The sequence below is a fragment of the Mesorhizobium sp. M1328 genome (assembly GCF_040318075.1).
GTDB lineage: Bacteria > Pseudomonadota > Alphaproteobacteria > Rhizobiales > Rhizobiaceae > Mesorhizobium.
Genome location: NZ_JAMYLO010000004.1, coordinates 181808 through 207794, shown reverse-complemented (window position 1 = coordinate 207794; position 25987 = coordinate 181808). Strand labels below are relative to the sequence as shown.

At 62.0% G+C, this 25987-nt stretch carries 29 protein-coding genes; 15 read left to right on the top strand and 14 right to left on the bottom strand.

Annotated features, from left to right (window positions below; genetic code table 11):
• Window positions 1-203: 203 nt before the first annotated feature.
• From msuE to NKH23_RS12325, 10 genes are all read left to right on the top strand, one after another.
• Window positions 204-761 (top strand): FMN reductase, encoded by a 558-nt coding sequence (gene msuE / locus NKH23_RS12370; RefSeq protein WP_352915554.1) that lies wholly within the window; start codon window positions 204-206, stop codon window positions 759-761.
• Window positions 762-813: 52 nt separating this feature from the next.
• Window positions 814-2178, top strand: a complete 1365-nt coding sequence (locus NKH23_RS12365; protein WP_352915551.1) for an LLM class flavin-dependent oxidoreductase — start codon at window positions 814-816, stop codon at window positions 2176-2178.
• Between the two features lie 40 nt (window positions 2179-2218).
• On the top strand, window positions 2219-3067 hold the full coding sequence (locus NKH23_RS12360) for an ABC transporter permease (RefSeq protein ID WP_352718260.1): 849 nt from the start codon (window positions 2219-2221) through the stop codon (window positions 3065-3067).
• Between the two features lie 52 nt (window positions 3068-3119).
• Complete coding sequence (locus NKH23_RS12355) at window positions 3120-4118, top strand: ABC transporter substrate-binding protein (protein WP_352915549.1); 999 nt, start codon at window positions 3120-3122, stop codon at window positions 4116-4118.
• Between the two features lie 41 nt (window positions 4119-4159).
• Window positions 4160-4921 (top strand): ABC transporter ATP-binding protein, encoded by a 762-nt coding sequence (locus tag NKH23_RS12350; RefSeq protein ID WP_352915546.1) that lies wholly within the window; start codon window positions 4160-4162, stop codon window positions 4919-4921.
• 167 nt (window positions 4922-5088) lie between these two features.
• Complete coding sequence (locus NKH23_RS12345) at window positions 5089-5718, top strand: BA14K family protein (protein ID WP_353034708.1); 630 nt, start codon at window positions 5089-5091, stop codon at window positions 5716-5718.
• 147 nt (window positions 5719-5865) lie between these two features.
• Window positions 5866-6189 (top strand): DUF2934 domain-containing protein, encoded by a 324-nt coding sequence (locus NKH23_RS12340; RefSeq protein WP_353015638.1) that lies wholly within the window; start codon window positions 5866-5868, stop codon window positions 6187-6189.
• 14 nt (window positions 6190-6203) lie between these two features.
• Window positions 6204-6353 carry a hypothetical protein gene (locus NKH23_RS12335; RefSeq protein ID WP_127204769.1) on the top strand — a complete coding sequence of 50 codons (150 nt, stop codon included), beginning with the start codon at window positions 6204-6206 and terminating at the stop codon, window positions 6351-6353.
• The gene (locus NKH23_RS12330) at window positions 6292-6669 is read left to right on the top strand and encodes a BA14K family protein (protein ID WP_352915539.1); all 378 of its coding nucleotides are present in this window, start codon (window positions 6292-6294) and stop codon (window positions 6667-6669) included. The genes NKH23_RS12335 and NKH23_RS12330 overlap by 62 nt, the downstream gene beginning before the upstream one ends.
• 94 nt (window positions 6670-6763) lie before the next feature.
• Complete coding sequence (locus tag NKH23_RS12325; protein WP_353034706.1) at window positions 6764-8398, top strand: AAA family ATPase; 1635 nt, start codon at window positions 6764-6766, stop codon at window positions 8396-8398.
• A 336-nt stretch (window positions 8399-8734) separates the two neighbouring features.
• Here NKH23_RS12325 and NKH23_RS12320 read toward each other — a convergent pair whose 3' ends face one another.
• The 4 genes from NKH23_RS12320 to NKH23_RS12305 all read right to left on the bottom strand — a co-directional run bounded on the left by NKH23_RS12320 (window position 8735) and on the right by NKH23_RS12305 (window position 11134).
• On the bottom strand, window positions 8735-9661 hold the full coding sequence (locus tag NKH23_RS12320) for a S1 domain-containing protein (RefSeq protein WP_352915534.1): 927 nt from the start codon (window positions 9659-9661) through the stop codon (window positions 8735-8737).
• A complete protein-coding gene (locus NKH23_RS12315) occupies window positions 9642-10157 on the bottom strand; it encodes a hypothetical protein (protein WP_352915531.1) in 516 nt (171 codons plus the stop codon). The genes NKH23_RS12320 and NKH23_RS12315 overlap by 20 nt, the downstream gene beginning before the upstream one ends.
• A 487-nt stretch (window positions 10158-10644) precedes the next feature.
• On the bottom strand, window positions 10645-10854 hold the full coding sequence (locus NKH23_RS12310; protein ID WP_352915528.1) for a hypothetical protein: 210 nt from the start codon (window positions 10852-10854) through the stop codon (window positions 10645-10647).
• Between the two features lie 121 nt (window positions 10855-10975).
• Window positions 10976-11134, bottom strand: coding sequence for a hypothetical protein (locus NKH23_RS12305; protein WP_352915526.1), 159 nt, complete (start codon window positions 11132-11134; stop codon window positions 10976-10978).
• A 136-nt stretch (window positions 11135-11270) separates the two neighbouring features.
• Between NKH23_RS12305 and NKH23_RS12300 the strand changes: the two genes are divergently transcribed.
• Both NKH23_RS12300 and NKH23_RS12295 read left to right on the top strand, forming a co-directional pair.
• The gene (locus NKH23_RS12300) at window positions 11271-11531 is read left to right on the top strand and encodes a hypothetical protein (RefSeq protein WP_254819421.1); all 261 of its coding nucleotides are present in this window, start codon (window positions 11271-11273) and stop codon (window positions 11529-11531) included.
• Window positions 11532-11534: 3 nt separating this feature from the next.
• Window positions 11535-11795, top strand: a complete 261-nt coding sequence (locus NKH23_RS12295; RefSeq protein ID WP_023677293.1) for a hypothetical protein — start codon at window positions 11535-11537, stop codon at window positions 11793-11795.
• Here NKH23_RS12295 and NKH23_RS12290 read toward each other — a convergent pair.
• From NKH23_RS12290 to NKH23_RS12255, 8 genes are all read right to left on the bottom strand, one after another.
• Entirely contained in the window at window positions 11792-12496 is a 705-nt protein-coding gene (locus NKH23_RS12290; RefSeq protein ID WP_353015635.1) for an SOS response-associated peptidase, read from the bottom strand. The two genes, NKH23_RS12295 and NKH23_RS12290, sit on opposite strands and share 4 nt — an antisense overlap.
• 112 nt (window positions 12497-12608) lie before the next feature.
• Complete coding sequence (locus NKH23_RS12285; RefSeq protein ID WP_352718238.1) at window positions 12609-12827, bottom strand: hypothetical protein; 219 nt, start codon at window positions 12825-12827, stop codon at window positions 12609-12611.
• Between the two features lie 1090 nt (window positions 12828-13917).
• A complete protein-coding gene (locus NKH23_RS12280) occupies window positions 13918-15702 on the bottom strand; it encodes an ABC transporter ATP-binding protein (protein WP_502908341.1) in 1785 nt (594 codons plus the stop codon).
• Window positions 15703-15711: 9 nt separating this feature from the next.
• Window positions 15712-16740 carry a glycosyltransferase family 2 protein gene (locus NKH23_RS12275; protein WP_502908340.1) on the bottom strand — a complete coding sequence of 343 codons (1029 nt, stop codon included), beginning with the start codon at window positions 16738-16740 and terminating at the stop codon, window positions 15712-15714.
• Window positions 16741-16746: 6 nt separating this feature from the next.
• The gene (locus NKH23_RS12270; protein WP_352977339.1) at window positions 16747-17850 is read right to left on the bottom strand and encodes a glycosyltransferase family 2 protein; all 1104 of its coding nucleotides are present in this window, start codon (window positions 17848-17850) and stop codon (window positions 16747-16749) included.
• 2 nt (window positions 17851-17852) lie between these two features.
• Window positions 17853-19046 (bottom strand): acyltransferase family protein, encoded by a 1194-nt coding sequence (locus NKH23_RS12265; protein WP_352913957.1) that lies wholly within the window; start codon window positions 19044-19046, stop codon window positions 17853-17855.
• A gap of 231 nt (window positions 19047-19277) precedes the next feature.
• Complete coding sequence (locus NKH23_RS12260; protein ID WP_353034703.1) at window positions 19278-19400, bottom strand: hypothetical protein; 123 nt, start codon at window positions 19398-19400, stop codon at window positions 19278-19280.
• Between the two features lie 208 nt (window positions 19401-19608).
• Window positions 19609-21015, bottom strand: coding sequence for an MFS transporter (locus NKH23_RS12255; RefSeq protein ID WP_352718230.1), 1407 nt, complete (start codon window positions 21013-21015; stop codon window positions 19609-19611).
• Between the two features lie 204 nt (window positions 21016-21219).
• On the opposite strand from NKH23_RS12255, the gene NKH23_RS12250 reads away from it, so the two are divergent.
• The gene (locus NKH23_RS12250) at window positions 21220-22122 is read left to right on the top strand and encodes a sigma-70 family RNA polymerase sigma factor (RefSeq protein WP_352913954.1); all 903 of its coding nucleotides are present in this window, start codon (window positions 21220-21222) and stop codon (window positions 22120-22122) included.
• Between the two features lie 121 nt (window positions 22123-22243).
• Here the strand turns inward: NKH23_RS12250 and NKH23_RS12245 are convergent, their stop codons facing one another.
• The gene (locus NKH23_RS12245) at window positions 22244-23446 is read right to left on the bottom strand and encodes an MFS transporter (RefSeq protein ID WP_353034701.1); all 1203 of its coding nucleotides are present in this window, start codon (window positions 23444-23446) and stop codon (window positions 22244-22246) included.
• Between the two features lie 217 nt (window positions 23447-23663).
• On the opposite strand from NKH23_RS12245, the gene NKH23_RS12240 reads away from it, so the two are divergent.
• Window positions 23664-24086 (top strand): VOC family protein, encoded by a 423-nt coding sequence (locus NKH23_RS12240; protein WP_352977338.1) that lies wholly within the window; start codon window positions 23664-23666, stop codon window positions 24084-24086.
• Between the two features lie 73 nt (window positions 24087-24159).
• Here NKH23_RS12240 and NKH23_RS12235 read toward each other — a convergent pair whose 3' ends face one another.
• Window positions 24160-25053: a LysR family transcriptional regulator gene (locus NKH23_RS12235; RefSeq protein WP_352913945.1), complete on the bottom strand. Its 894-nt coding sequence runs from the start codon at window positions 25051-25053 to the stop codon at window positions 24160-24162.
• A gap of 96 nt (window positions 25054-25149) precedes the next feature.
• Here NKH23_RS12235 and NKH23_RS12230 point away from each other — a divergent pair, with 96 nt between their 5' ends.
• Window positions 25150-25899 carry an SDR family NAD(P)-dependent oxidoreductase gene (locus tag NKH23_RS12230; protein ID WP_352913943.1) on the top strand — a complete coding sequence of 250 codons (750 nt, stop codon included), beginning with the start codon at window positions 25150-25152 and terminating at the stop codon, window positions 25897-25899.
• Window positions 25900-25987: the final 88 nt, after the last annotated feature.

Here is a 25987-nt window from a genome sequence, read left to right as displayed (position 1 = left end):
CTTTGCATCGCTGGTCGATGCGCTGCGCCGGTGCAGTACGCCGCGTTGAATGAACCAATTGCGGGCGATGTGCCGCAAACTCAGTTCGCTCATCGCCCTGCTTTTGAAATTTTCTCGCTCTTTTAATTCTACAAACTCTCTAGACTTAAAGTAGATCGCTAGACCCAAGATCTTAAAACAGAGCGCTTGAGAGGGAGCCAGGAATGTCGAAGAAGCTCGTTGTGGGGCTGTCGGGCAACTTGACCCGGCCATCGAAGACCAAGGCGTTCGTCGGCCACATTGTCGGGCAGGCCGCCGAAAGCATCGGCGCGGCCTCGGCCGTCTTCGACATCGAGGATCTTGGCGCGTCCCTGCCGCGGGCAAGGCGCCTCGGCGACCTCGACCCGGCGGCGCGCAATATCGTCGAACGGCTGCTGGGCGCCGATATCCTGGTGGCCGGCTCGCCGACTTTCAAAGGCAGCTATACCGGGCTTTTCAAGCATTTCTTCGACCTGCTCGATCCGTCATCGCTGAGGGGCAAGCCCGTCATCCTCGCCGCGACCGGCGGCGGCGAGCGCCATTCGCTGATCGTCGAGCACCAGCTGCGGCCGCTGTTCGGCTTCTTCGAGGCGCTGACCGTGCCGACCGCGATCTACGCCTCCGACAAGGATTTTGCCAATGGCGTGCTGGTATCGGAAGCCATCCACGCCCGCGCCCGGCAAGCGGTCGCCGAGGCATGCCGGGTAACCGGAGTGCCCTACGGCGTCGGCCTTGCCGCCTGAACGCACCACTGACCCGAGATCCCCTTTCCGATCCATCCAGGAGCACGCCGCGATGACAAGATCCACCAAATCCAGGCAAATCAAACTGGGCGCTTTCCTGCCCGGCGGCGGACAGCATATCGCCGCCTGGCGTCACCCCGAGGCGCCGGTCGATGGCGCCACCAATTTCGAGTTCCACAAGCAGCTTGCCCTGACCGCCGAACGCGGCCTGTTCGACGCCTATTTCCTCGCCGACAATCTGACGGTCGGGCTCGGCGCCCGCGAAGGCGGCAATGCCAAGATCGCCGGCTTCGAGCCGGTGACGCTGTTTGCAGCGCTGGCGCCGCTCACCACGCATCTCGGTTTCATCGCCACCGCCTCGACCACCTATGAGGAGCCCTATACGCTCGCCCGCAAGTTCGCCTCGCTCGACCTTCTGTCGAATGGCCGCGCCGGCTGGAACGTCGTCACCTCGGCCGGCGACGAAACCGCGCGCAATTTCAATCGTGAGACGCAGCCTGCCCACGCCGAGCGCTATGCCCGAGCGCATGAGCATGTCGAGACGGTCAAGGCGCTGTGGGACAGCTGGGAGGACGATGCCTTCGTCCGCGACAAGAAATCGGGGCGCTTCTACGATAAGGACAAGCTCCACGACATCGACCACAAGGGCGCGCATTTCAGCGTCAAAGGGCCGCTCAACGTGCCGCGCCCGGTGCAGGGGCACCCGGTGGTGGTGCAGGCGGGGCAATCGGAGGACGGCCGCAAGCTCGCCGCCCACTCGGCGGAAGTCATCTTCACCGCCCATCAGAACCTAGCGTCGGCGCAGGAATTCTATCGCGATATCAAGGCCCGCGTGACGGCCGTCGGCCGCGATCCCGAGCAGGTGCTGATCATGCCGGGCGTAGCACCCTTCGTCGGCCGCACCGAAGAAGAAGCGCGCGCCAAATACCAGCAGCTGAACGATCTCATCTTGCCGGAGGACGGCGTCGCCCTGCTCAACGGGCTGGCCGGCCAGACGCTCGACATCAGGGGCTATCCGCTCGACGGACCGCTACCGCCGAGCAAGGAAACCGAAGGCATGAAGAGCCGCCAGGCGCTGATCCGCCAGATTGCCGACGAGCACAACTTTACCATCCGCCAGCTCTATCAATGGGTGGCGACGGCGCGCGGCCATTACACCGTCATCGGCAGTGCAGTGCAGGTCGCCGACCAGCTGGAGGAATGGTTCGGCAACGAAGCCGCCGACGGCTTCAACATCCTGCCGCCCTGGCTGCCCGGCGGGCTCGACGACTTCGTCGAGCTGGTTATCCCCGAACTGCAGCGCCGCGGCCTTTTCCGCACGGCCTATGAAGGCAGGACGCTGCGCGAGAACCTCGGCCTCAGGCGGCCTGAAAACCCGTGGACCGCCGCTCGCTCGGCCGTGCTGGCTGCCGAATAGTCCCGAGAAGCCCGATACTTTCCAAGCAAGAGGCAAGACGATGACTTTGCAGCACATCGAACAGGCCGCCAGCCTCGGCACGCGTGACAGCACGACAAGCCTCGGCTCGGACTTCCTGCGCCTCGGCGGCCGGGCGGGAATTCGCTTCCTGTCGCGCTACGGCGTCCTCATTGCTTTCCTCGCAATCTGGCAAGTGTCGAGCAGCGCCGGCTGGGTCAACACGGCCGTGCTGCCGCCGATCGACATGATTGTCGCGGCACTTTGGAAGGGGCTGGCCGGCGGCACTCTGCTCGGCGACATCGCCATCAGCCTGCAGCGCGCCGGTCTCGCCTTCGCGGCCGCCGTGCTGGTCGCCATCCCGCTTGGCCTGTTCATGGGCCAGGTGCGCGCCGTCGAAACCGCCCTCGATCCGATCCTGCAGGTTTTCCGCCAGACCTCGGCGCTGGCGCTCTATCCGGTGTTCATCCTGCTGCTTGGGCTCGGCGAAGCCTCCAAGGTGTTCGTCATCTTCTGGGCGACGCTGTTCCCGCTGCTGCTCAACACCATCGGCGGCGTCAAGCAAGTCGATCCGAAACTGCTGGAGATGGCCCGCGTCTATGGTGCCAGGCAGCTCACCGTGTTCCGCCGCGTTGTGCTGCCCGGCGCCGTGCCCTCGATCTTCGTTGGGCTGAGGCTCAGCGCCACCACGGCGCTGCTGCTTTTGATCGCCTCCGAAATGATCGGCGCCAACAAGGGCATCGGCTTTCAGGTGATGAACGCGCAGTACAACTTCCAGATTCCGCTGATGTTTGCCGCAATCGTCATCCTCGCCGGCCTCGGCCTGATCGCCAACCAGGCGCTCGTCAGCCTGCAGCGGCGACTCTGCCGCTGGAGCAATGCCGTCGACTGACCTCCCCTTTCGCCATCGACCAGACCCAAGCCAACCAGGAAAGACCCGCACCATGAAAATCACCCGCCGTTCCCTGCTTGCCGGCGCGCCGTTCGCCGCCGGCCTTCTCGCCGCCGGCCTGCCGCGCTTCGCTTTTGCCGAAGCGGCACCCGTCAAGTTCCGCTCCCTCGCCAGCCGTGGCAGCATCTCTCCGCATGAGCTGGCCGGCGAGCTCGGCTATTTCAAAGGCCTCGGTATCGAGGTCGAGAATGTCGGCTACTCCGGCGGCGGCCCGGAATCATTGTTTGCGCTCGCCTCCGGCAGCGTCGATATTGGCTCGGCTGCAACCGCCGCCGTGATCAACTCGATCTCCGGCGGCAACGACTTCGTCGCCGTCTATCCGAGCAACGGCATCAACAGCAAGGTGCGAAGCGTCTTCTACGTGCTGGACGACAGCCCGATCAAATCGATCGCCGACATCGCCGGCAAGACCATCGCCGTCAACACGCTCGGGGCCCATCTCGACTACACCGTGCGCGAGGCGCTGCACAGCGTCGGCCTGTCGCCGGATGCCGCCAATCTCGTCGTCGTGCCCGGACCGCAGCTCGAGCAGACCTTGCGCTCCCGCCAGGTCGACATCGCGGCGCTGGGCTACTGGCAGGCGACGTTTGCCGGCGCGCTGGTCGACAATGGCGGCGTGCGTGGCGTGTTCAACGACACGGACGTGCTGGGCGAGCTGGCCGGCGGCTTCGTCGTGCTCAGGCGCGACTTCATCGCCGCCCATCCCGACGCCGCCCGCAATTTCGTCGAGCAATCGGCGCGCGCCTCCGACTGGTCGCTGCAGAACCCCGACGAAGCGCGCAAGGTGCTGGCAAACATCCTCGACAAGCGCGGCGAAAACGGCGAGCTGGCGCGCTACTGGACCGGCTTCGGGCTGCGCCAGGGGGCCAAGGCGACGGACCGCGACATCGACTTCTGGGTCAGCGTGCTCGAGCGCGACGGCCGGCTGCCAAAGGGTAAGCTGAAGGCAGCGGACATCCTCTACCGGCCCGGCGAAACCAAGACCAACTGACAAGGCCAACCGGCAAGGCAATCAGCTGGGAGACGAGCCCGATGAGCAGCACAAGCGGCGGTGAGGTCAGCATACGCGACCTGTCCAAATCGTTCAGCATCGGCGGGCGATCGCTTGCAGTGCTGAGGACCCTCAATCTCGACATCCGCTCGGGCGAATGCCTGGTCATCGTCGGCGCCAGCGGATCGGGCAAGACTACGCTGCTGCGCATCCTGGCCGGACTGGAGGCGGCCGACAGCGGCGGCGTCGCCATCGACGGCAAGCCGGTGCACGGCGTCGGTGCCGAGCGCGCGGTGATCTTCCAGGAACCGCGCCTGCTGCCCTGGCTGACGGTGCTCGGCAATGTCGCCTTCGGCCTCGAAGTGCGCGGCATGCCGAAGGCCGAGGCCGAGGAACGGGCGCGCTTCTATATCGCGCTCGTCGGCCTCGCCGAATTCAGTGATGCTTACCCAAGGCAGCTGTCGGGCGGCATGGCGCAGCGCGTCGGCATCGCCCGCGCCTTGACCGTGCAGCCCGAAATCCTGCTGCTCGACGAGCCGCTGGGCGCGCTCGACGCGATGACCAAGATCGGCATGCAGGAGGAACTGGCGCGCATCTGGAGCGAGGAGAACGTCACCATGGTGATGGTGACCCACGACCTCGAGGAAGCGATCTACCTCGCCGACAGGGTGCTGATCCTGCCCAAGGAGAAAGGCGGCGCGGCGCGGCTGATCGACATCGACCTGCCCCGCCCGCGCGAGCGCAGCGAAAGCCGCTTCGTGCGCTACCGCGAAGAACTGCTGCGCGAATTCGGCCTGCACTGAAAGCCTAAAAGGCCTTAGGTTCCTCGCCCCGCAAAGCGGGGAGAGGTGTCTCGGCGAAGCCGAGACGGAGAGGGGCCTTCCTTTTTGAAAGCCCCTGCCCCGCGCTCCTTCCTGGAACCGGATTCCCCGCCCTGCATTTCCTTAACCGGGAGGCGAAGGAGCGCGGCATGAAAGCTTTGTTCGCAATCTTTGGCGGCTTCGTCCTGACGCTCGCCGTATTCGCCAGCGGTCTCGCCTTCGCCACCTGGCTATTGATAGCCAAGCCGGTACGGCCGGCCGTCCCCGTCTCCAGCGAACTGTGGACCAAGGACCCGCGCCCGGTAAACCAGGCCTCGCAACGCCTCGAGCGCCTTCCCGCTCGCGCGGTCCCCGTTCGCACCTCGGAAGTTGATCGCAGCTCGAAACCCGCCGACACCGCCGCAGCTTCGATCCCCGACACCACCGCCACCGGCTCTATCCAGCCACCAGCGGAAGAGCAGCAAGCGCTGCCCGCCGCTCATGTCGAATGGTGCGCCAGCCGCTATCGCTCCTACCGGCCGGACGACAACCGCTACACATCCTACAGCGGACAACAGCGCCCCTGCATCTCGCCCTATCTCAACGCCGGCGATGACGGCAGCTATGTCGAGGCGAGCGATACGTCGTCGGTGGAGGGCTACGCGCCATCGGATGAACCCGGCGCCGCCGAGCTCTCATCCGACCACGTGCAATACTGCTTCAGCCGCTACCGGTCATATCGACCGGAAGACAATAGCTATCAGCCGTATTCCGGCGGGCCGCGTCGGCAGTGCCAGTAGCAGGGCGCTGGGCGGCGGGCTAGCGGACCGAAGGGCATGGTGTCTTGTGCGATCCCACGCTCGAGCGGCTAACCAACGATCACGCAAATTTTTTTGGATCGTTCGGATCGGCGCGGCGTTCATCCGACAGGCAAAGGAGGAATCAAGATGGGCGACCAACGGGACGACAAGATTCGTGAGCGCGCATACCAGATCTGGGAACGCGAAGGCGGGATCCATGGCGATCCCGAGCGGCACTGGCACCGGGCCGAGGCCGAGATCGACAGGGAGGCAGCCCTGCCGTTGACGGCAGGCGATGCCCTGCCGGAAACCCGCGAGGTCGCGAGCTCCGACGTCTTGACGGTGGAGGCCCTCGCGGTTCGCACCGGCATATCGGGCGAACAGGCGCAGGAGCTGATCGACAGGCTGGGCAACGACAGGGCGGCGATCGAGCAAGCCGCGCGCAACCTCAAGGGGACGCGGCGGCCCTAGCCAAGGAGAGACAGATGATCAGAAAACTCAAAGACGGAAAATACCGCCTCTATTCGCGCAAGAAGGATGAAAAGACCGGCAAGCGCCGCAATCTCGGGACGTTTGACAGCCGCGAGGCTGCGGAAAAGCACGAACGCGAGGTGCAGTATTTCAAGAGGCATTGAGGGGCGTGCCGTCGCTTGCCAGGCAGCCGCGCCGGACGCCTGGCGGAACCTGAATTCCAGCCCTCACAAGCCGTCGCGAAGCCGCTACCGCTCCTACAGGCCAAGCGACGACCACTACACATCCTACAGCGGACAACAGCGCCCCTGCATCTCGCCCTATCTCGATGCCGGCGGTGCCCCGCAAAGGAAACGTTCGCCAATTGGGTCACGAATGCCAGCTTGCGCTCAGAATGATTGTCGTATGGTGCAGCATTGCCTGATCCTGAAAGCGGATCATCGCAGTACAATCGCTTCAAATCGGATAGCTGCTATTTGATCGCCGCGAGTGACTTCCCTCGACGCTGATAAGTTGGCAAGGTCATGATCTCGCCGCGCGAGATAATGGTTCGGGGCACTTATTGGGGGAAGATATGGCCACAAACTCTGAAGCTGCCGAGCCGCCATTTGAAACTGCGGTGCCGCTGACCAACGGGTCTTCATTGCAGCTCCCGGTTTCAACTGCTGCCCCGCTTTTCGTCGTCGGCCCCAATGGCGCCGGTAAGTCTGGTTTAATGCTTTCGCTCTATCGGAAGAATTTTGCGAGAGCTGTCCGCGTCGCCGCACATCGGCAGACTTGGATGGAAACCAACTCGGTGCCGTTTTCACCGCAAAGCAAGATCCAGACCGAGACTAACACGAAGAATCAGGATGCTCAGCCTGAAGCTCGCTGGCGCGAATACGATCCGGCCTCACGGAGTGGCTTGATTATCGCTGACCTTATCGATGCGGATAACAACCTCTCTCGGAACATCCGAGCGGCCGTCAAATCTGGTAAGAGCGCCGAAGCAGCTCAGTTGGCGGACGAATTACCTCCACTTGAGACAATCAACGAGCTTTTGGTCGGATCGGGCATTCCAATCGCCATGACGATCGAACCGAATAGCACGATCGTCGCCAGAAAACGTGAGGGCCCGCCTTATAGCATCGCGGCCCTATCTGATGGCGAACGGGCCGCGCTGCTGATCGCGGGCGTGGTACTAACGGCCAAGAAAGGCTCGCTGATCCTTGTCGACGAGCCCGAGAGGCACTTGCACGCATCAATCGTCACACCATTGCTTCTACAGCTCTTCGCAAAGCGTCCGGATTGCACGTTTGTAGTGTCTACTCATGAGTTGAGTTTGCCCGTCAGTTGCCGCACCGCCAGAACCGTGTTGGTGCGCGACTCCAAGACCGTCAATGACGATGTTGGAAATTGGGACTTGGATGTTCTTGAGCCGGGCATTGGGATCGATGATCCGACCAAAGAGGCTATCATTGGCTCACGCCGCAAGATGCTCTTCATTGAAGGAAGCGCGGACAGCTTAGACAAACCGCTTTACGAAATCCTGTTTCCCGGTGTGTCGATCTTTCCAAGAGCGACTTGCAGCGACGTTGAGCACGCCGTTACCAGTGTTCGTGACACCAGTGCAATTGCGTGGATTCAAGCTTACGGAATAGTCGATCAGGACCAGCTCACTTCAGATAAGAAAATAGCCCTTGAGGCAAAGGGCGTCTTCGCACTTGCCGTCTATTCAGTTGAAGCTCTCTACTACAACCCGACCATCGTGGAGTTGATCGCGAAGCGACAGTGCACGGTCATAGAAGGCGATCCTAGTCAGATGATCGTCAAGGCGTGGACCGATCTTCTTGCCGCGATAGCGTCCAACGCGGATCGCCTTGCTGCTCGCATGACAGAGCAAGCCGTCAAGGACCAAATTAGTCTTGAGATGCCCGACTGGAAGAAAATTCAGGCAGGACAGAACGTCAGTATCGCTGTGGATTCGCAGGCCCATTACCAAGCAGAGAAGGCGCGTTTGCAGGGCTGGATCATCTCTAAGGACGTTGACAAGATTATCGCTCGCTATCCAATCCGAGAGACGGCTGCCTTAACTGTGATCGTGAGTGCTCTGCAGTTCAAAAGCCGTAGCCAATATGAGGCGGCTGTTCGCAAGCTGGTTATAGACGATGTTGTGATAAGGAGCATGTTGGCCGAGCATTTCGGTGGGCTTCCCGCTGCTATGACGTAACTAGTCGGCAAGTCTTCTTGAGGATCGGCTCGGGCAAGATAGGGTGAAGGTCGATGCCCTCGGACTTTTTGATCGGCCGAGGAGCGGCGGCTGTCCAATCTCTCCTGAGAGCTGCCGATCCGCTTCAACCAAAATGCGATATATGGCATTTGCTCGGAAAGGTAGGCTCTTGGCGCTAAGCCGACCTTCGAACGGCACGATTGAACACGCGTCCTGCTACCGTCATCTCTGAGCGCTTAGCGCGTCGCTCGGCGTGGTGACGACAGGGCATCCAGCCGCTCCTGCAAGTGCCCGTTGAGCACGATCAGGTGGCGCCTTGCCCCAAACTCATCGACGCTACTCATTGCCGTAGTCTGGCTCATCGAGCGTGCCGACCTCGATCCCGAAGAAGTCGGCCGGATCACTGTCATCGGTCTCGACTACCTGATCAGCCAAATCCGCGAACCCCAGTTCCTTAGTTCCGTCCAAATCGAGGCCGCAGACCTTGCAGCTAAACTTTCGCGGCGACCAGATTCCATCGACGAAAATGGTATTCTCAACTATCTCAGCGGGCCGGTCAGCAATGTGCCTAAGATGGAGCAGACCTTGGCTTTCACACGCGGGGCACCCAGTCGCCTTTACTGCAGTTCCATTGGTGTAGCGTGCCCATGTCACGCCAGATTCGTCGGCCTTTCGACGATCAGACAGTTCCTCAATACGAAGTCCGGCTATAGATTTCTTGCAAGCCTGTATCCGATCAAGAACCTCCTTTCTAACTTTGGCAGACTGTTCAGCTGTAACTTCATTGGCATCTTTCGCGTGCTCCTTGCCTAATAATTCGTCCAAATCTCGACCCATAAACTCTGTCAGGATCTTCGTAACGCGGTAGAAATCGGGTACCCATTTACCCGATTTGAAATCTTGGAAAGCGTCTTCGCCGGTGTGAAGTTCCCGATTTCTCTGTTCCGCAAGGATGAGGCAAGTACGCACGTCCTCCTCTGTAAAGCCCGGCACTAACTTGCCGAGCCGCTTGAAGACGGTATTCGACATGATGGTTTTCGGATCGCTCGTGGGAACTCCGAACGCGTAGAGGATCGCTTCGCCTTCGCTGCGAGGGTCGGCTATCAGGACGGGATGGATCTGGGAAAGCGCTGCCTTTCCTAACAGTTCTAGCGCGAAAGACGCCAAGAGTGGAAATAGTGGACTCTTGCGGTCGGACTCCATTGCCTGCCTGCCATAAACTCCCGCCTTTGCCCACAACGTGTCAGTGGTCCACTCCTGCATGATGCCAAGCCTCCAATCGAACCAGCTCGCGGTTTTCACCCCCGCCTTTGGCGTATCCCCGCGAGTGCGTACAATTCCAGTTGTCAATCAATAGCGCAGATTTTGGCTTCCATTTATGTGGTGACTCGACCCTTGGAACGAGCTTCTTGATGATCTGTAGGCATGCCCATGCTTCTCCGTTTTCGGGCTCCAAGAAATCCGTATCCCACCGGTGAATGAGATGTTTTCCAACTGCAGTCATCCCGCCAACGACAAAGGCCATGCCTCTGACCCTCAGATGCCACTGGCTGCGAGCGTGTATGTCTTGCATCTTCTTTGGCAGATCGATGATTCGAGTAACGTTGGTAGGCGTCTCGTAGGATTGCTGGGTTTCGTTGATCAGAATGATTAGCCGAGGTGGAAATGGTCTAAAGGCGAAGTCACTGTGATGTGGAAAGCTGTTTACACCATGTCGCGCGGATAGTGTGTTGGCTCTTGCTTCCTCGGCGTTTTTCATGGCGAGGTCCGTGGAGGTCACTAGCCCGATACGCTGACGTAGTGCACGTTCTAATAGCGGCTTAGAACCGTCCGGAAAATCGACCGCTACGAAGCCGCCTCTAAGCGCTGCTTCTATGGCGTCCCGAAAACTTTTGACTGCGTCACTCTCAGCCATTTCAACCTATGAGATAAGTGCACTTTGGAGCCAAGAAATGCCCGCTGTTCGTGCCTTGTTATGTAGCGTACACGAAGTTGCTCGACATCTGGGCCACAGGGATTTGGGTCAGAGTGGATTCTGGAGAATTGTCCTGGTCGCAACCAGAAACCACTGTCAACGATGAAAAGTAAAGTGGTTTTCAAATTAGGTCGATTGGCAGCACTGGTCTTATTGGAACCATCAAACGACAAAAAAAGAGAGGGCGAAACGGCTTGCGCCAAGACCAGAGACGCTTCGCCAGCTGTTCCTGCATTCAGGAAATCTTTGCGCCTTTCCTGGGTGCAATCGGCTAATGATGAACGAGGTCGGCAAGTTTGTTGGCCAAGTCTGTCATATCGAGGGAGCTGAAGAGGGAGGCGAACGCTTTCGGGAGGACATGAGCAACGAGGAACGGCGTTCTGCGGCCAATCTCCTGCTGCTTTGCTATGATCACCATGTCGAGACCGACGATGTCATCGCTTATCCTGCAAAGCGGATGCGGCAGATCAAGATCGACCACGAAAAGCGCTTCGCTTCACCCGACAGGGCAATGCTGGCAGAGATGACCGATTGGACTCGCGCTGACGCCGCGACCTTCCCGGTGAATCTTCTTGCGCTTAATCGCGCCTGTGGATGGAATTTCAACCCACCGCATCCAGCCGCTCCTGCAGATACCCGTTCAGCACGATCATCTCCTTGAGCGCCTTCACCGCATCGCCCTTGTGCTGGGCAATGAACTGGTCGGCGACGGCCTGAAGGGCGGCCTCCTGGCGGCTGTCCAGTGTCACGATGTGGTCCACGGTGGGGCCTCCGAGCGTTCCTGTTGAAATTGAACAAAACGGGAACAAAAATGTCAAGAGCGAATTGACTTGGCGAGGAATGCCTTCCTATTTGTCAGTAGGCGGGGCGGTTGCTCACAAATCGAGGAGAGCCGCGATGGGCAGACGAAAAAGCCGGTTCGACAGGCTGTCGGCGAGGGATGCGGAGGCGATCATCAGGGACGCTTTGAGCCTGCGCCGGACGGTGCTGTCGTCGCAGCTGCATCTCAAGGCGCATGGCGAGCTGTTCTGGCAGCTTTGCGGGCTTGTCGAGAAATTGCACGAGGTGCTGGCCAGCGTCGCGGAGAAGGAGCCCGATTACCGGATGGCGGAGCTTGGCCTGCTTCCCCTCCCCGAGGATTACTCGACCCGGAAATGAGCCATGGCCGGGCCGATGGACAGCGTTGGACGTGCCGCCAAGGCCAACATGCTGCTTATCGTGGAGTGCGGCCACTGCTACCACGTCGGGCGCTTCAGGGCGAATGACGTGGCCCAGGTGGTGGGCTGGAACAAGCCGCTGGAAGCGATCAGGTTCAGGTGCAAGCGATGCAGCCGCAAGGACACGACGGTGAAGACGCAGTTCATCGACCAGGATCATCCGCCCAAGGGCTACATCTGGGTGCTGCAGAAATTCAAGCGCTAAAACAAGGAGCCTTGCGCCGGCGCCTGCTGCGGAAATTTGATCTGTGTCGCCGGTTTTTCGACGATCACCAGCGCGTCATCGGGCGCCGTGCGCTGCAGGTGTCTTGTCTCCGACCATGGCGCCGTCAGCCAGGTCTCGGTTTCTTCCGGCGTGGTCAGGATCACCGGCATTGCCTTTTCGTGGATCGGCGCGATCAGCGCGTTGGGCCTGGTCGTCATGAAGCCATAGACCTGGTGCTCGGCGGGGCCGTCCTTGACCTTGCGAATGCCCTGCCAGCGCGTCCACAGGCCGGCAAAGAAGAACAGCGGGCGGTCCTCGCCGAGTGCAAACCAGAAGTTGCGCTGAATGCCGGTCTCGGGGTCCTTGTCGCCGGGCGTCGGGCTGGGCTCGGCGAAGCTGGTGACGGGCACCACGCAGCGGTTCTCGATGCCGAGATATTGCTGCCAATGGCCGTATTGCGGATTGCGGATATTGGTGGTGCCGTAGTCGGCCTTGCCCTTGACCCGCTCCAGTGGCGTCGGCATGCCCCACAGCAGATTGGCCAATTCGCGTTCGCCGTCCGGCGCGTTGCGCACCACCGGGCCGGGCTGGTTGGGATAGATGTCGATGGAGGGTTCGAGATTGCCGAGGATGTCACGCAGGGCGCGGGTCCACTGGCGGATGGCCTGCTGGCTGGTCGTGATATTGTAAAGATTGCACATTTCAGGCCGTTCCCGGATGCTCAGGCATCTTGTTGGAAACGGCCCGGAATTTCCAGCGCTGTCCGTTGGGTTGCTGACACGGCAGGCCGTGTCAGCAATGGTTTTGTGAGACCTACCGCGCCGATTGTCTCATAGCTTGTGCGGCGACTGCCGCCAGAAAAGCCCTCGCCGCGGCATCGCAGGCCGCTCGAGACGGGCCTTTGGCGAAAAGAAGAAGCTCGGCGGCTCGAATGTTGAGCCCGTGCTTCCTTGCGAATGTGGCTAGATCGTAAGGCTTGTTGTCGTAAGGCTGGTCGTCATAGTCGATCGTCAGATCGTAGTTTTCTTTCATTTTCTTCCTCCCGTTAGCGATCTCCCCCTCCAGTCGCTAACGCAAAATTAACGTCGATGGCGGCGGGCGAGTCCACCAATCAGAGATTGTGTAAAAAACGTACGAGCTCGGATGCTCGCCCTCGCAACGGGGCCGCGAGCAATCGCCGCGGACCGGACCGGTCGAAAGAGCCGATTATGATGGCAACGTTGGAAAAGGCTGCCACGGCCTGGTGCCACGGGGTGTCCGCGACGCCTACCGTGCCTAATGGCAGTCATTTTCATCTTCCAGGCCCGGTCCGCAAAGCCGGCCTCGTCGGGTTCGGCTAGAGAATAAATCCGGCTAATAACACCGTAAGGAGCAGTGACAGCGGAACGGCCGCAAGACACCAGATCTCCAACGTGTTGTTTTGCAGCGGGTCCATCGTCAGCCTCACTTTTTGGTTCGTCATTGTGACACTAACGGTTGGTCGGAGGTAGGGGTTCCAAGCGACGCCGTTCATAGAGCGCTGCCTGTGCTGTATATTAGCAACAGCTTGACGACCGCTGAGCCCCTAACGCTTGGGACAGCTTCATTTGGCGCCGGATTGGATGCGTATTCCGCAGGAATGCAAGCGCCCCTCCGCAGCAGCCGTGCGGCGATCGATCGCCGCCCTTGATCAGCGCCGAGCCGATCATGCCCCGGAACCCAATGCCTGCGTCGACCTCCGGCCGAAGTTTCGCTACCACCGAGCCGATCCGATGTTCACTCACAGCCAGCGATGCCCGTTAATAGGACCTAAGTCTGACCTGCCTGCGCAATGGTCTCGTGTACAGCCGGCGCCGGGAACAACTGCGGCCGTCTTCAGTTGATGGCGTCATCTCCTCGAGGAGAAATCGGCGCAGAATCAGTCCCTTCATGCGCTGATTAGGGTCTGCCTGCCATTGCTGGATTTGGCGGGCGGACCCTTGGTTCTGTACGCTCCAGATCGAAAGCGGGTAAGCTCGGGATCACTCATCATCCCAGAAATCCTTTAGTGAGGGCGGAGGTCTTCCTTGCCCCTGAGATGCTTGACCTGGCTTGACATCCGAAAAGGACGACCTCCCAGCGGCCGCACGCAGCGGGGTCGCCCTCAGCCCTCCAGCGCCTCGTGCTGGTAAAGCTCGTCCATGCTGAGCGTCGCAAGCGCGGCGAAAGGTGCCTGCTTCTTCACGCGGCCGTTGCTCAGGATCACCACGTCGTCGCAGAACGAGATGGTGCTGCGATGATGGCTGATGACGATGGTGGTGCGGCGGCCGGCCCGCGACTTGAGCGTCTCGACGATCGCCGCTTCCGACAGCCCGTCCACTGCATTGGTGGCTTCGTCGAGGATGAGGATATCGGGATCGCGCACCAGGGCCCTGGCCAGCGCGATCCGCTGCCGCTGGCCCGCCGAGAGATTGACGCCCCGGTAGCCGACGACGGTCCTGTAGCCCTGCGGCAGCTGCTCGATGAAATCATGCGCTTCGGCCAGTTTTGCCGCGCGCTCGGCGTCGTCGGCCGAGGCCGCGTCCTGGCCGTAGATGATGTTGTCGAAAATGGTGCCGTCGACCAGCTCCAACTCCTGGCTGGCGAGCGCGATGTGCTTTCGCCATTGGCTGGGGTCGATACGGTCGAGCGGCAATCCATCGACGAGGATCCTGCCGCTGTCCGGTTCGACGAAGCGGCACAGGAGATTGACGATCGTTGTCTTACCGGCGCCCGAGCGGCCGATCAGCGCCGTCGAGCGGCCGCTGCGGAGGTCGAAACTCGCCGCATGCAGCACCACCGCGCGCTGTTCCGAACCGGAATAGGTAAAGGTGACGTCCTCGAACTTGATGCCCTGGCTGAGCCCGGGGAACGCCGCGTCACCTTGCGGCGGCGCGGGCTTGTCGGACGGGTCCAGCATCCACGTCACCTCTTCCAGCGACCCGCTCAGGCCTTGCAGCTGGCTCCAGGCCATTTGCAACGACCGCATATAGGGCTGCAGCCGGTAGAGCAGGATGACGAAGGCGACGATCAGCGGGAAGCTGACATCGGCGAACCAGGCGCCGATCACCACCGCCAGGAACAGCATGGCGTGCAGAACTTCGGTCAGCGGCGGCAATGCTCCCTGACGCGTCAAAAGCACGAACGCCGCCCGGCGCACTGCATCCGATGCACGGTCGAATGCCGCCTTCTCGCGTTGCTCCTGGCCAAAAATGCGGATCAGCCGCCCGGCATGCACCAGATGCAGCATCTGCGATGCGAGCTGGCTGTTGCGGGAGGCGACGCTGCGGCTCGGCGCCTTCAGATTTGCCGACAGCATGGCGTGCGCGACCTGCACCAGCGCCAGCCCCAGCGTGACCAGCAACGTCATCTGCCACGATAGAAGCAGCAGGAAGGTCAGGAGGATGATTGCGGCCGACGCGTTAACGATTGCCCCAAGCGTGATCTGGATGGCATCCGAGGCCCGCCAGGATTCGTTGGAGATGATGTTGAGCAGCCGTCCAGGGCTTTGCTGCAGGAAGAACGGGTAGCCTACCCTAAGCAACTGCTCCGACAGCGCGCTGCGGATCGAATGGCTGGCCTTGCCATAGATGAAGGTGGTCAGCAGCGTGTTGGCGAAGGCGAACAGATTCTTCAGAACGATCGAGCCGAGGATGGCGACCGATATGACGATCAGCCGGTCGCGCTCGCTCAGGCTCGCTCCGACATGCTGGAAGACGGCGGAAAAGCCGGCCATGCCGGTCTGCCCCTGCCCCATGATTATGTTCAGCAACGGGATGATCAGGCCGATACCAAAACCTTCGAGCGCGGCGCTGAGCAGCCCGAGCACCACCACGGCCGGAAGCAGGCGCAACTGCTTTTGCCCGAGCGCGCGGCGCAGCATCGGCAGGCTGGGCGGCATCAGTCGCATGATAGCGGATCACCTCGCCTCGGCATTTGCCTGTTGCTCCTGTCGCACTTCCGTTGTCTTTGGCGATTTCGCCAGCAAAAGCACCGCGAACTTGGCCGCGCCGAGCAGATTCATGCCGATGATCGGCCAGTGCGACAGCTTGAGTTCGCGGTCGAACAGCGGGCCTTTCCTCAGTTCGCGTAAGGCCGCCCTCATAGACCAGTAGAAATGGCGAAGCAGCCACGGCGCGTACCGGATATGTTTCAGGCAAAGCCCGCCATTGCCCATGCTGTAGTCGCGATGCAGCTTTTCGATGGCTTTGCGGTCGCGCCGGCCGTGATGGTGATAGATGGTCATGTCGGGCACATATTCGACCGGAATCCCAAGCAGCACCGCCCGCACCAGATAGTCCGTATCCTCCGCCGAGCGCAGCGGGCCGCCGGCGCCGAAGCGTTCGTCGAAACGGCCGATGCGGGCGGCAACATCGCGGTGCATCGTCATGTTGCAGCCGAGTACGAAGCCGCCGGGATGGACATCCGGCGTAAGCCGCGCGCGCACCGGCGACCGCTTGATCGTGAACGGCAGGTCGCGGAGATCGCCGATCTCGACGCGGCCGCCACGGATGACCCGTTCGCCGGCCGCATAGTGCCGCTGCAGATCGCGCAGATAATCCTTGTGGACCGCACAATCATCGTCGACGAAGACCAGCACGCGGCCCCGCGCCCGCTCCAGCCCGGCATTGCGGGCGGCCGCCAGTCCAGGTCGTGGTTCGCGAATAGCCGTGAACGGAATGTCCGAAAGTTCGGCGATGCTGGCCAGCCGTTTGGCCGTGCTGTCGGTCGAGCCGTTGTCGACAACCACCAGTTCGGCAGAGAAGGCAGGGTAGGCGCGGCACGCGGCCTGGATCGACTTTATGCAAGGCTCGAGCACGCTGACACGGTCGCGTGTGCAGACGATGAAGCTGACCGCCGGCGCCGGTCCTTGCTGCGGCTGCGGCGACATGGCCGCCGGCACCGTCGAGCGGCCGCGCTGCTGGAGCTGGTGCGATTTGACGAACATGCGTTGCTAGCTCAACTCAGGGGAAGGCAAAACCGCCGCGGCCGGCACGGACTGCAGATACCGCGACAGGGCATCCACCTGCCTGGTGACCGACATCGAGGCGAGACTGAAGCGCGGCGCGAAGGCACCGGTGCGAAACACGTACTGCTCGCGGCGCCGGATGAGCTTCCATTTCGCCGTCCGTGTCAGGAATTCGTGCATCAGCAGCGGCTGTCTTTCCCCCGATATCAACTGATAGAGGAAATAGAACAGGTTCAGCGTGCCAGCCTGGTAGCTCGGCCTCGTCTCGGCCGGCAGCCCGGCAATCCTTTCTTCCAGCGCAAGGATCCATTCGGCGGCACGGCGAACCGTGCCCATCGACAGGACCTCACCGATGTCGCGGAGGCCTTGCGTCCCTTGTGCGAGCCCTTCGCGCTCTAGGTTCTCGGCGACGATCTTCAAATGCGTCCTGCGCATTTCGCGCTTGTGCCTGTTGGTCACGCTGTCGTCATGGATACGATAGGCGATCAGACTTTCGGGGATCATGGCCGCCGGGTAGCGGTCGGTCAGCCGCCTGAACAGGTCGAAATCCTCGGCATGCTTGTAGCTCGTGTCATAATATAGAACGTCTTCTTCTATGACATTCCTGTTGTATACCACCGTGGAATGCATGAAGATCGTGAAGAACATCGACAATATCCGCAGGCTATTGTCCTGGAATATCGGATCGGGCGACCCCCTGACGACGCGGTTGCCGAGCAAGGTGTCGAAGCCTGCACCGCACAGCGCAAGGTCAGGCTGCTGGTTAAACAGCGCGACCTGTCGCGACAGGCGCCGGGGATAGGCGATGTCGTCGGCATCCATCCTGGCGACCAGATCGCCGCGGGCCACCGCCAAGCCTTCATTGAGCGTTGCGATCAGGCCACGGTTTTCGCGTGAGATGATCGAGATGCGGCTGTCGGCCTGGCGATATTTCTGCAGGATCTGCAGCGAGTTGTCCGTCGAGCCGTCATTGATGGCGATGACCTCCACACGCTCGTAATCCTGCCGCAGGACGCTGCCCAGCGCGGCGGCGAGGTAAGGTCCCGCATTGTAGATCGGCAGCAGAACTGACACCAAGGGAGCAGCCATGATCAGCTCCGATCGGTTCGTTGCAGCTTGCGTGGCAAGCGTGATGCGCCATCAAGCGGCTTGCCCAGATACGCTCCAGCCGCGAGCCATCCGGCATTGGTCGTGTCGATGCCTGCCGGGAAGCCGGCGCGGTCTCTCCGGGCAACATAGGGGAAGTGGCGTTTGAGGCTGTTGAGCGGCATCTCGAAAAGCAGCCACGAGACCGAGGCCAGCATGAGCGTCGCCGTTCCCGCCACCAGGAACCGTCCCGGCCCTTGTTCCGAGACGTTGAGCGGGATCCAGGGCTGCGACTTGACGACCAACGCCAGCACTATCGGATGGTAGAGATAGACGCCGTAGCTGATGCGGCCAAGGCCAAGCAGCGGCGGCAGTTCGAGACCTTTTCCGATATAGCCGCCAACGCCTGTCGAACAGCTTGCAACGATGACCACCAGCGGTACGAGAGGCAGGATCTGCAACAGCAGCCAGAGGCCCCATTCCTGCACCGGATTTGCCGGCGCCGGCGCAAACCACTGCAGAACGAAAAACGCCACCGCGAGCCCCGGCCAGCCAGCTCGAAGCCATTGCGGCAAGCCGGCAGCTCTTGACCGATAGGCGGCAAGCAGCGCACCGGACGCCAATGCGTCCATTGACGCCGGCGGCAGCAGGTCGCGTGCCAAACCGGGCGTTCCAGCGATCGGCCAATAAAACCGATAGGCCAGCGACAGCACGATAACGCCAATGCAGATCGATTCCAGGCGCCGGCGCGGCGCCAGCAGGACGATCAGCGGCCAGGCGATGTAGAACTGCTCCTCGATGCTCAGGCTCCAGAAATGGCAGAGCAGCCAGGGCGTCCATTCATTCTGCGCTGCGTACCAGAAATTCGACAGATAGAGCGCATGCCAGACCAGCGATCCTCTGGACTGCTCCAGGTCCACCAGCCAGACAAAACCCAGCACGGCGAAATAGGGCGGGAATATCCGCAGCGCTCGCCTGATATAGAAGGATTTCAGCGCCGGTCCGGTTTCGAATTCGGCGGCCGCTCTGGCTTCCAGCAGCAGTCGCGTGATCAGAAAGCCGCTCAGCACGAAGAACAGACGCACGCCGATATGGCCCCAGAACGAGGACCCGCCGACCGCGAAGAAGTGGGCGTACAGCACCATCGTCACGGCGATGGCCCTCAGCGCGTCCAATTGGGTGTCGCGCGCATTTCCCATTAGCGGCGTACGCCGGCGGGACGGCGAAACTGCCAATCGGTCAACATGGCGGCGTCGTTCACGGCGCATTTCCAATCGGAAGCGCCCCCCTCACGCAGAATAGGGCCACCATTGTGCAACGCAACACAAAAAGTTGACACATTTGAAACAGGAACGTGAGGCGCGGCTAATAGAGGCTCAAAAACTGCAGGAAACAGCCTGAATTGTCCATTTCTGACGGTTTTTGGCGCCCTACCTTGGCCTGCCGATATCAGTGTCGAATGTGCTGCGATGCAGCAAGCTTGCCGTCATCACGGAACGCGTGAAGCTCATCCGTTCGATCGCCGCCAGCGGCACCGGCGTCATCCTCGTCACACACGATCTCTCCACGGTGCGGGCGCTGGCCGACAGGATCGTGGTTCTCAGCCTTGGACGCGTGGCCTATGACGGATCCGCCAGGCACCTTAGCGCCGACCAGCTGTGGAGCCTCATGGCGAGCGGCGCCCCCTCGCGTCCGCCGGGCAGTAGAAGGCGTGGACCCGCTTCGCGGCACCCACTCACACGCAAGCTTCCCGCCTCTGAGCTACGCCTCCTTGCTGGCATTCGCGAGCCCCACTGTGCGACGCTCCGGGAGCCCCATTCCGACGAGTGCACCGGCGAGCGAGAACAGGGCGGAGACGTCGATTGCCGAGGTGAAACCATCGCTGAAGGCATGTGTAGACGCGAAGCTTCCGGTCCCGGCGAACACCGCACCGGCGATCGCGATCCCCGACACACCGCCCAGAAAGCGGAATGTGTTGAATGTGCCGGCAGCCTTACCGACTTCCGGCCGCGCGACCGCATTGAGAACCGCATTCTGCGCGGCAGGCATGGCCATCGATACGCCGGCACCGGTAATGATCAGCGGGGCGACTAGCTGGATATAGGGCAGATCAGGTGCTGCGATCTGCGCCAGCCAAGCCATTCCGGCTGCCTGCAGGATCAATCCGGCCACGACAAGCCAGCGCTCGCCGACGCGATTGATCAGGCTGCCGGCGATCGGTGCAACTACAAAAAGCGTGGCGGTCCAGGGCAGCAATCCCATGCCGGCGCCGAGCGGCCCACGGCTCTGGGAAAACTGCAGAAACTGCGGCAACAGGAATACGAGGCCGTACATGGCGGCGCAGAGCAGGAAGTTCGCACCTACGCCCGAGGAGAATGCGCGCGCCCGAAAGAACCGCAAAGGCAGCATGGGCTCACGGGTACGCAACTGCCAAAGGACGAATGCGATGGCGAGAAGCAGCCCGGCCGCCAGCGCCGTCAGCACTTCAGAGCTGCTCCAGCCCACGATGTTGCCGCGCATCAGACCCCAGACCACTCCAAATGCCGCCGCAGTTACCAGCACGACGCCGAGGACATCGATTGCCGTGCCCGGCCCGTGGCTCTCCGGAATCCGACGCATCACCAGCGGGATGAGAACGATGCCGACCGGAACATTGAGCCAGAAGATCCAGTGCCAGGAGAGGCCTTCGGAGATCGCACCGCCCGCCATCGGACCGATGATCAGGGCCAGGCCGGTGATGCTGCTGAATATCCCCAGCGCCTTGCCTCGTTCCTCCGGAGGAAAGGCGACGCTCAGAAGCGCCATTGCCAACGGCATGACCATTGCGGCACCCGCGCCCTGAACCGCGCGGGCGGCGATCAGCAATCCGGCATTTCCAGCGAGCGCGCAGGCAACGGACGCTGCGACGAACAGCGCCAATCCGGCGATGAAGATGCGGCGTCGGCCAAACCTGTCACCGAGCGCCGCCCCGGTCATGAGCAGGACGGCAAAGCTCAAATTATAGGCGTTCATCGTCCATTGCAGCGTCTCCAGCGAGGCATCGAGTTCGACCCGCATCGTACTCAATGCGGTCGCGACGACCATCGCGTCGAGAACGACCATCAAGGAGCCTATCGACGTGAGGGCGAGAACCCAGACCTTCGTTGATGCCGCACTTTGCTTGCTCATGATTATGGCGCCTCCGGCTCGAACAGAGAGCCCGCCAGGTTCGCGGGCCCACGCTGCAGAGACGCGGAGGCATCACCAAAGGATTCCAGCCAAAGAAAGTTTTTTCGACCGAATCCTTTTGCCATCGTCGAGCGTCTATAGGACGCTGCGCCCGATGGCGGGCGCCTCTGCCTGGGAGATATGCATGAAATCGACCCTTGTGCGATGACCGGATCCGCACCCGGCACGCCAGAAGGACGGGAGCCATTTGACCGGCTGCTCGGCGAATTGCGGCCGAAACTGCACCGTTATTGCGCCCGCATGACCGGTTCGGTGATCGATGCCGAGGATGTCGTCCAAGAAGCTACGGTCAAGGCGCTCGAGGCGTTCCCCGGGACCGGGCCGATAGCCAATGTCGAGGGCTGGCTGTTCCGCATCGCGCACAATGCAGCGCTCGACCACCTACGCCGTCGCGCCAGGGTGGATGCCGCGCATGCCATCGAGGATATCAACATGATACCTGACCCCGGCATGTCGGCCGAGGGTCGACACACTGCAGCCGCAAGCCTGCAGACCTTCATGCGCCTGCCCGCGGCGCAGCGTAGCAGCGTCATCCTCATGGATGTGCTCGGCTATACGATCGAAGAAATCGGCAACATTATCGACAGCAGCGTTCCGGCGGTGAAAGCCGCACTGCATCGCGGCCGTCTGCGCCTGCGCGAGGTCGCCGGCGAGCCTGACGATAGGCCAGTGCCGTTGTTGGCCGAGCCCGAGCGGGCGCGTCTGGCAGCCTATGTAGAGCGGTTCAACGCCCGCGACTTCGATGCGATCCGCGACATGCTGGCCGAGGACGTGCGGCTTGACCTCGTCAACCGGCTCCGGGCGAGCGGCCGCACGAAAGTGGGCCGGTACTTCCACAATTACGCGGGTATCCACGATTGGCGGCTGCTTCCAGGCGTGGTCGATCGGCGCCCAGCCATTCTGGTGATCGACCCGGACGACTCGGCCGGAGGGCCAAAATACTTTATCCTGCTGGAATGGGCGGGCGACAGATTGGCGAGAATTCGCGATTTCCGCTATGCGCGCTACACGCTTGATGGCGCCGAGGTGGTGGCCCTGCAAGCATAGCAATTCTCTTTCAGAATATCGAACCGAGCACGGGCCAGCCCGCTTCCTTGGAAACGCACCAGCTATTTTGGATCGCGGCCGCTTGTCATCCAAGCGGCCGCCCTTTTCCGCCGATCCAGCTTTAAGCCGGTTGCAACTCCCTGCGCGGCAGCGGCGGGAAGGCGATCGCAATCGCCATCGCGCCAAGCCCGACAAGAGCCGAGCCGATGAACAGCCAGGAATAGCTGGCATAGGCATCGAACACCATGCCGCCGGCGAGCGGGCCGAAAGCCATGCCGAGGCTGGACAGCATGGTTACGGCACCGAACACCGTGCCGAGGATGCGCTGGCCGAAATATTCGCGCGCCAGCACCGCATAGAGCGGCATGACACCGCCATAGGTGGCGCCGAAGATGACGGCGAGTGTGTAGAATTGACCAAGCTCACTAACCGCCAGATAGGCGGCGATGACCACGGCCTGTATGGCCAGCCCGGTGATCAGCACCGGCTTGACGCCCAGCCGATCGGCAAGCACGCCGTAAAGCAGCCGGCCACCCAGCCCTGCCAGGCCCTCGATGCTGTAGATGCTGACCGCCGCCATCGGCGCTATGCCGCACAGCATTGCATAGCTCACCATGTGGAAGATCGGCCCGGAATGCGCTGCGCAGCAGGCAAAGAAGGTCAGTCCCAACACGATGAATTGCGGCGAGCGCAGCGCCTGCGGAACCGTCATGCTGGCACCCCCGGCGGCAACGCTTGGGGCAGCGCCGTCGGCAGCGGGCTTGGGCGGCTGGCGCACCAGAAGCGCGGCCGGCAGTAGCAGCACCCACGCCGTGATGCCGATGTCGAACATTGCGGTGCGCCAGTCGTAGGCCGAAATCAGCCAGCGGGCGAAGGGCGAGATGGTCATTGGCGCCACGCCCATGCCGGCCGAGACCAGCGAGACCGCAAGGCTGCGGTTCGTGTCGAACCAGGCGGAGGTCAGCGCGATCATCGGCGCGAAGAAGGCGCTTGCCGCGAGGCCGACGAGCACGCCGTAGGCCAACTGGAAAACGAGCAGCGAACCGGTGCGGCTGGCCAGGACCAGCGCCAGGCCGAGCAGCACGGCGCCGGTCAGGACGACGATGCGGGCGCCGAAGCGGTCGTAAATGGCGCCCCAGGCGAAGCCGCCGAGGCCCATCACCAGGAAGTTCAGCGTCATCGCGCTCGATATGCCGGCGCGCGACCATTGTGTGTCGAGCGCCATCGGTTCGAGGAAGATCGCCAGCGAGAACATCGCCCCGAGGGCGACACAGGTCATCAGCGCGCCAGCCGCGACGATAACCCAACGATAGGGAAGGCTCATTTCAATTTTCTCCCATGCCGGAAGCGTTGATACGGCACGACCTTTTCGAGCTTCGCCGAGCCGCTTGCGTCCGAAGGACGTTGGACAACTTTTGAATCCGACAATCTGGTTGCATTTTTTATCCAGTCAGGAAATTGCGCCGCTCAATTGTTCCATTCCATTGACCGTGCATCGTCCTGAGCTAGATTTCCAGCCTGGCGATCAGGAGCTATCGGGCATGGAACTTCATCGCGGCCGTCTCATCGACCACATCCAGTTGGTGGTCAGGGATCTTTCGGCCAGCCGGCGCTTTTACGAGGCGGTTCTCAACGTGCTCGGCGTACCGATCGGTGGCGCCGGCAATTATTATTTCTGGGCCGACGAGCTGTTCATCTCCAGCCCCGACAGCCCGGCAGCCCAGGGAAAGCTGACCGGCCGCCATCACCTTGCCTTCCAGGCAAAGGACCGTGCGATGGTCGATGCCTTCTACAAGGCCGGGCTTGAGGCCGGCGGCACCGACAATGGTGCGCCGGGCGAGCGGCAGCACTATCACCCTGGTTACTATGCCGCCTTCCTGCTCGACCCCGACGGCAACAACATCGAGGCCGTCCATCACGGCCCGGCCAACCGCAGCGCCGAGTCAGTGAAGATCACGTTCTGATGATCGGGTGATGGGGGCAAGAATCTTGCTTGCGACGGCGTCGGATCGGGTGCGGAGGTCATTCCGCCCCGCCCTATCGCGTCAGTGCCGCCATTTGGCCCGCCAGGAAGTCGACGAACAGCCGCGCCCGGACCGGCAACTGCCGCCCGTAGGCATGGACGATGTGCACCGGCATGGTCGGCATCGCCACCTCGGGCAGGATGCGGACCAGGCGGCCCCCGTCGAGATCGTCCTGCACCGCAAACCGCATCAGATGCGCGATGCCGGCGCCGGCAAGTGCCGCATTGCGGATGGCACCGCCGTCGTCGGTATCTAACCGCCCAACCGGCACGATCACCGTACCGTCGGCAAAGGCGATGGGATAGGGCCGGCCAGCCATCTGGTAACGGATGAAGTCATGGTTCGCCAGATCCTCGACCGATGCCGGACGGCCGCGCCGCTCGACATAGGCCGGCGAGGCCACCAGCACGATCGGCAGATTGGCGATCTTGCGCGCGACGAGCCCGGTGTCTGAGAGCGGCCCCATGCGCACAGCAACGTCATAGCCTTCGCGGATCAGGTCGGCGTGGCGGTCGGTGACGCTGAGCTCGAGTTTTACTTCGCCATGCTGCGCAAGGAACGCCTGCGCCCATGCGGCGATCAGGCCGCGCCCAAGTTCGACCGGCGCTGTTACGCGCAGCAGGCCGCGCGCCGTATCGGCCATCTGGACAATGTCCTCGGCATCATCCAGTGCCCTGAGCAGCGGCGCCACCCGCTCGTAATAGGCGAGGCCTTCGCTGGTCAGCCCGAGCCGACGCGTCGAGCGCTGGATCAGCCTGACGCCGAGCCGGCGCTCGAGCCGCGCCACGCTTTTCGACACCGCCGACGGGCTGGAGCCGACCAGCTGGCTGGCGGCATGGAACGAGCCGGCATCGACGGTTCGGACGAAGGCGACGAGACCGGCGGTCTTTTCGAGGATGGTGGTCATTCCGGAATTCCAGGCACGAAAGAACGGAGCGTAGGCATCCTAATACGCTTTTTGATCACCATTAGATACCGCTCATCGTCGACAAAGGAGAGATTGATGAGCAAGCTGAACGGCAAGGTCGCCATCGTCACCGGCGCATCCAAGGGTATCGGCGCCGCCATTGCCAAGAGATTTGCCACGGCCGGCGCCGCAGTGATCGTCAACTACGCCTCGTCGCGAGAAGGCGCCGAGCGGATCGTCGCCGAGATCGAGGACCGTGGCGGCCGCGCCCTCGCCGTCCGAGGCGACGTGTCGCAAGCGGCCGACGTGTGTCGTCTTTTCGAAGTGGCAAAATCGGAGTTTGGCGGGCTCGATATACTGGTCAACAATGCCGGCGTCTTCGCATTCGAGCCGCTGGAAGCGGTGACCGAGGCCGAGTTTCACCGTGAGTTCGACACCAATGTGTTGGGCATCATTCTGACCACGCAAGAAGCAGTGAAGCATTTTGGCCCGGGCGGCGGCAGCATCATCAACATAAGCTCGGTCGCCAGCCGCAATCCGCAGCCGAATTCGCTCGTCTACGCCGCCACCAAGGGTGCGGTGGACACGATCACGCTGTCGATGTCGCGGGAGCTCGGCGCCCGCAATATCCGCGTCAACGCCATCGCGCCCGGCGGCGTCGATACCGAAGGCCTCGCACGCATCGGCATTGTCGGCAGCGAATTCGAAAAACAGATCGTCGCCATGACCCCGCTCGGCCGCTTCGGCCTGCCCGACGACGTCGCCCGCGTCGCGGTGTTCCTCGCTTCCGACGAGGCGTCATGGCTGACCGGCGAGCGCATCACCGCCTCGGGCGGCTGGCGATAGGCATGGAGGCCGCGGACCTGCTGTTTCACGGACCATGCCCCACGCCGCGCGACGTCGAGGAACACCGCAATCGATGACGACAGCGATC

Coding starts and splice junctions, on each gene's coding strand:
- NKH23_RS12345 (WP_353034708.1), top strand. CDS start 5,089: ATGAAAGCTTTGTTCGCAATCTTTGGCGGCTTCGTCCTGACGCTCGCC.
- NKH23_RS12275 (WP_502908340.1), bottom strand. CDS start 16,740: ATGTTCGTCAAATCGCACCAGCTCCAGCAGCGCGGCCGCTCGACGGTG.
- NKH23_RS12365 (WP_352915551.1), top strand. CDS start 814: ATGACAAGATCCACCAAATCCAGGCAAATCAAACTGGGCGCTTTCCTG.
- msuE (WP_352915554.1), top strand. CDS start 204: ATGTCGAAGAAGCTCGTTGTGGGGCTGTCGGGCAACTTGACCCGGCCA.
- NKH23_RS12315 (WP_352915531.1), bottom strand. CDS start 10,157: ATGAAAAACGCCGAGGAAGCAAGAGCCAACACACTATCCGCGCGACAT.
- NKH23_RS12255 (WP_352718230.1), bottom strand. CDS start 21,015: ATGAGCAAGCAAAGTGCGGCATCAACGAAGGTCTGGGTTCTCGCCCTC.
- NKH23_RS12285 (WP_352718238.1), bottom strand. CDS start 12,827: ATGAAAGAAAACTACGATCTGACGATCGACTATGACGACCAGCCTTAC.
- NKH23_RS12290 (WP_353015635.1), bottom strand. CDS start 12,496: ATGTGCAATCTTTACAATATCACGACCAGCCAGCAGGCCATCCGCCAG.
- NKH23_RS12350 (WP_352915546.1), top strand. CDS start 4,160: ATGAGCAGCACAAGCGGCGGTGAGGTCAGCATACGCGACCTGTCCAAA.
- NKH23_RS12335 (WP_127204769.1), top strand. CDS start 6,204: ATGATCAGAAAACTCAAAGACGGAAAATACCGCCTCTATTCGCGCAAG.
- NKH23_RS12300 (WP_254819421.1), top strand. CDS start 11,271: ATGGGCAGACGAAAAAGCCGGTTCGACAGGCTGTCGGCGAGGGATGCG.
- NKH23_RS12235 (WP_352913945.1), bottom strand. CDS start 25,053: ATGACCACCATCCTCGAAAAGACCGCCGGTCTCGTCGCCTTCGTCCGA.
- NKH23_RS12230 (WP_352913943.1), top strand. CDS start 25,150: ATGAGCAAGCTGAACGGCAAGGTCGCCATCGTCACCGGCGCATCCAAG.
- NKH23_RS12355 (WP_352915549.1), top strand. CDS start 3,120: ATGAAAATCACCCGCCGTTCCCTGCTTGCCGGCGCGCCGTTCGCCGCC.
- NKH23_RS12280 (WP_502908341.1), bottom strand. CDS start 15,702: ATGCGACTGATGCCGCCCAGCCTGCCGATGCTGCGCCGCGCGCTCGGG.
- NKH23_RS12250 (WP_352913954.1), top strand. CDS start 21,220: ATGACCGGATCCGCACCCGGCACGCCAGAAGGACGGGAGCCATTTGAC.
- NKH23_RS12340 (WP_353015638.1), top strand. CDS start 5,866: ATGGGCGACCAACGGGACGACAAGATTCGTGAGCGCGCATACCAGATC.
- NKH23_RS12270 (WP_352977339.1), bottom strand. CDS start 17,850: ATGGCTGCTCCCTTGGTGTCAGTTCTGCTGCCGATCTACAATGCGGGA.
- NKH23_RS12265 (WP_352913957.1), bottom strand. CDS start 19,046: ATGGGAAATGCGCGCGACACCCAATTGGACGCGCTGAGGGCCATCGCC.
- NKH23_RS12295 (WP_023677293.1), top strand. CDS start 11,535: ATGGCCGGGCCGATGGACAGCGTTGGACGTGCCGCCAAGGCCAACATG.
- NKH23_RS12325 (WP_353034706.1), top strand. CDS start 6,764: ATGGCCACAAACTCTGAAGCTGCCGAGCCGCCATTTGAAACTGCGGTG.
- NKH23_RS12360 (WP_352718260.1), top strand. CDS start 2,219: ATGACTTTGCAGCACATCGAACAGGCCGCCAGCCTCGGCACGCGTGAC.
- NKH23_RS12320 (WP_352915534.1), bottom strand. CDS start 9,661: ATGCAGGAGTGGACCACTGACACGTTGTGGGCAAAGGCGGGAGTTTAT.
- NKH23_RS12240 (WP_352977338.1), top strand. CDS start 23,664: ATGGAACTTCATCGCGGCCGTCTCATCGACCACATCCAGTTGGTGGTC.
- NKH23_RS12245 (WP_353034701.1), bottom strand. CDS start 23,446: ATGAGCCTTCCCTATCGTTGGGTTATCGTCGCGGCTGGCGCGCTGATG.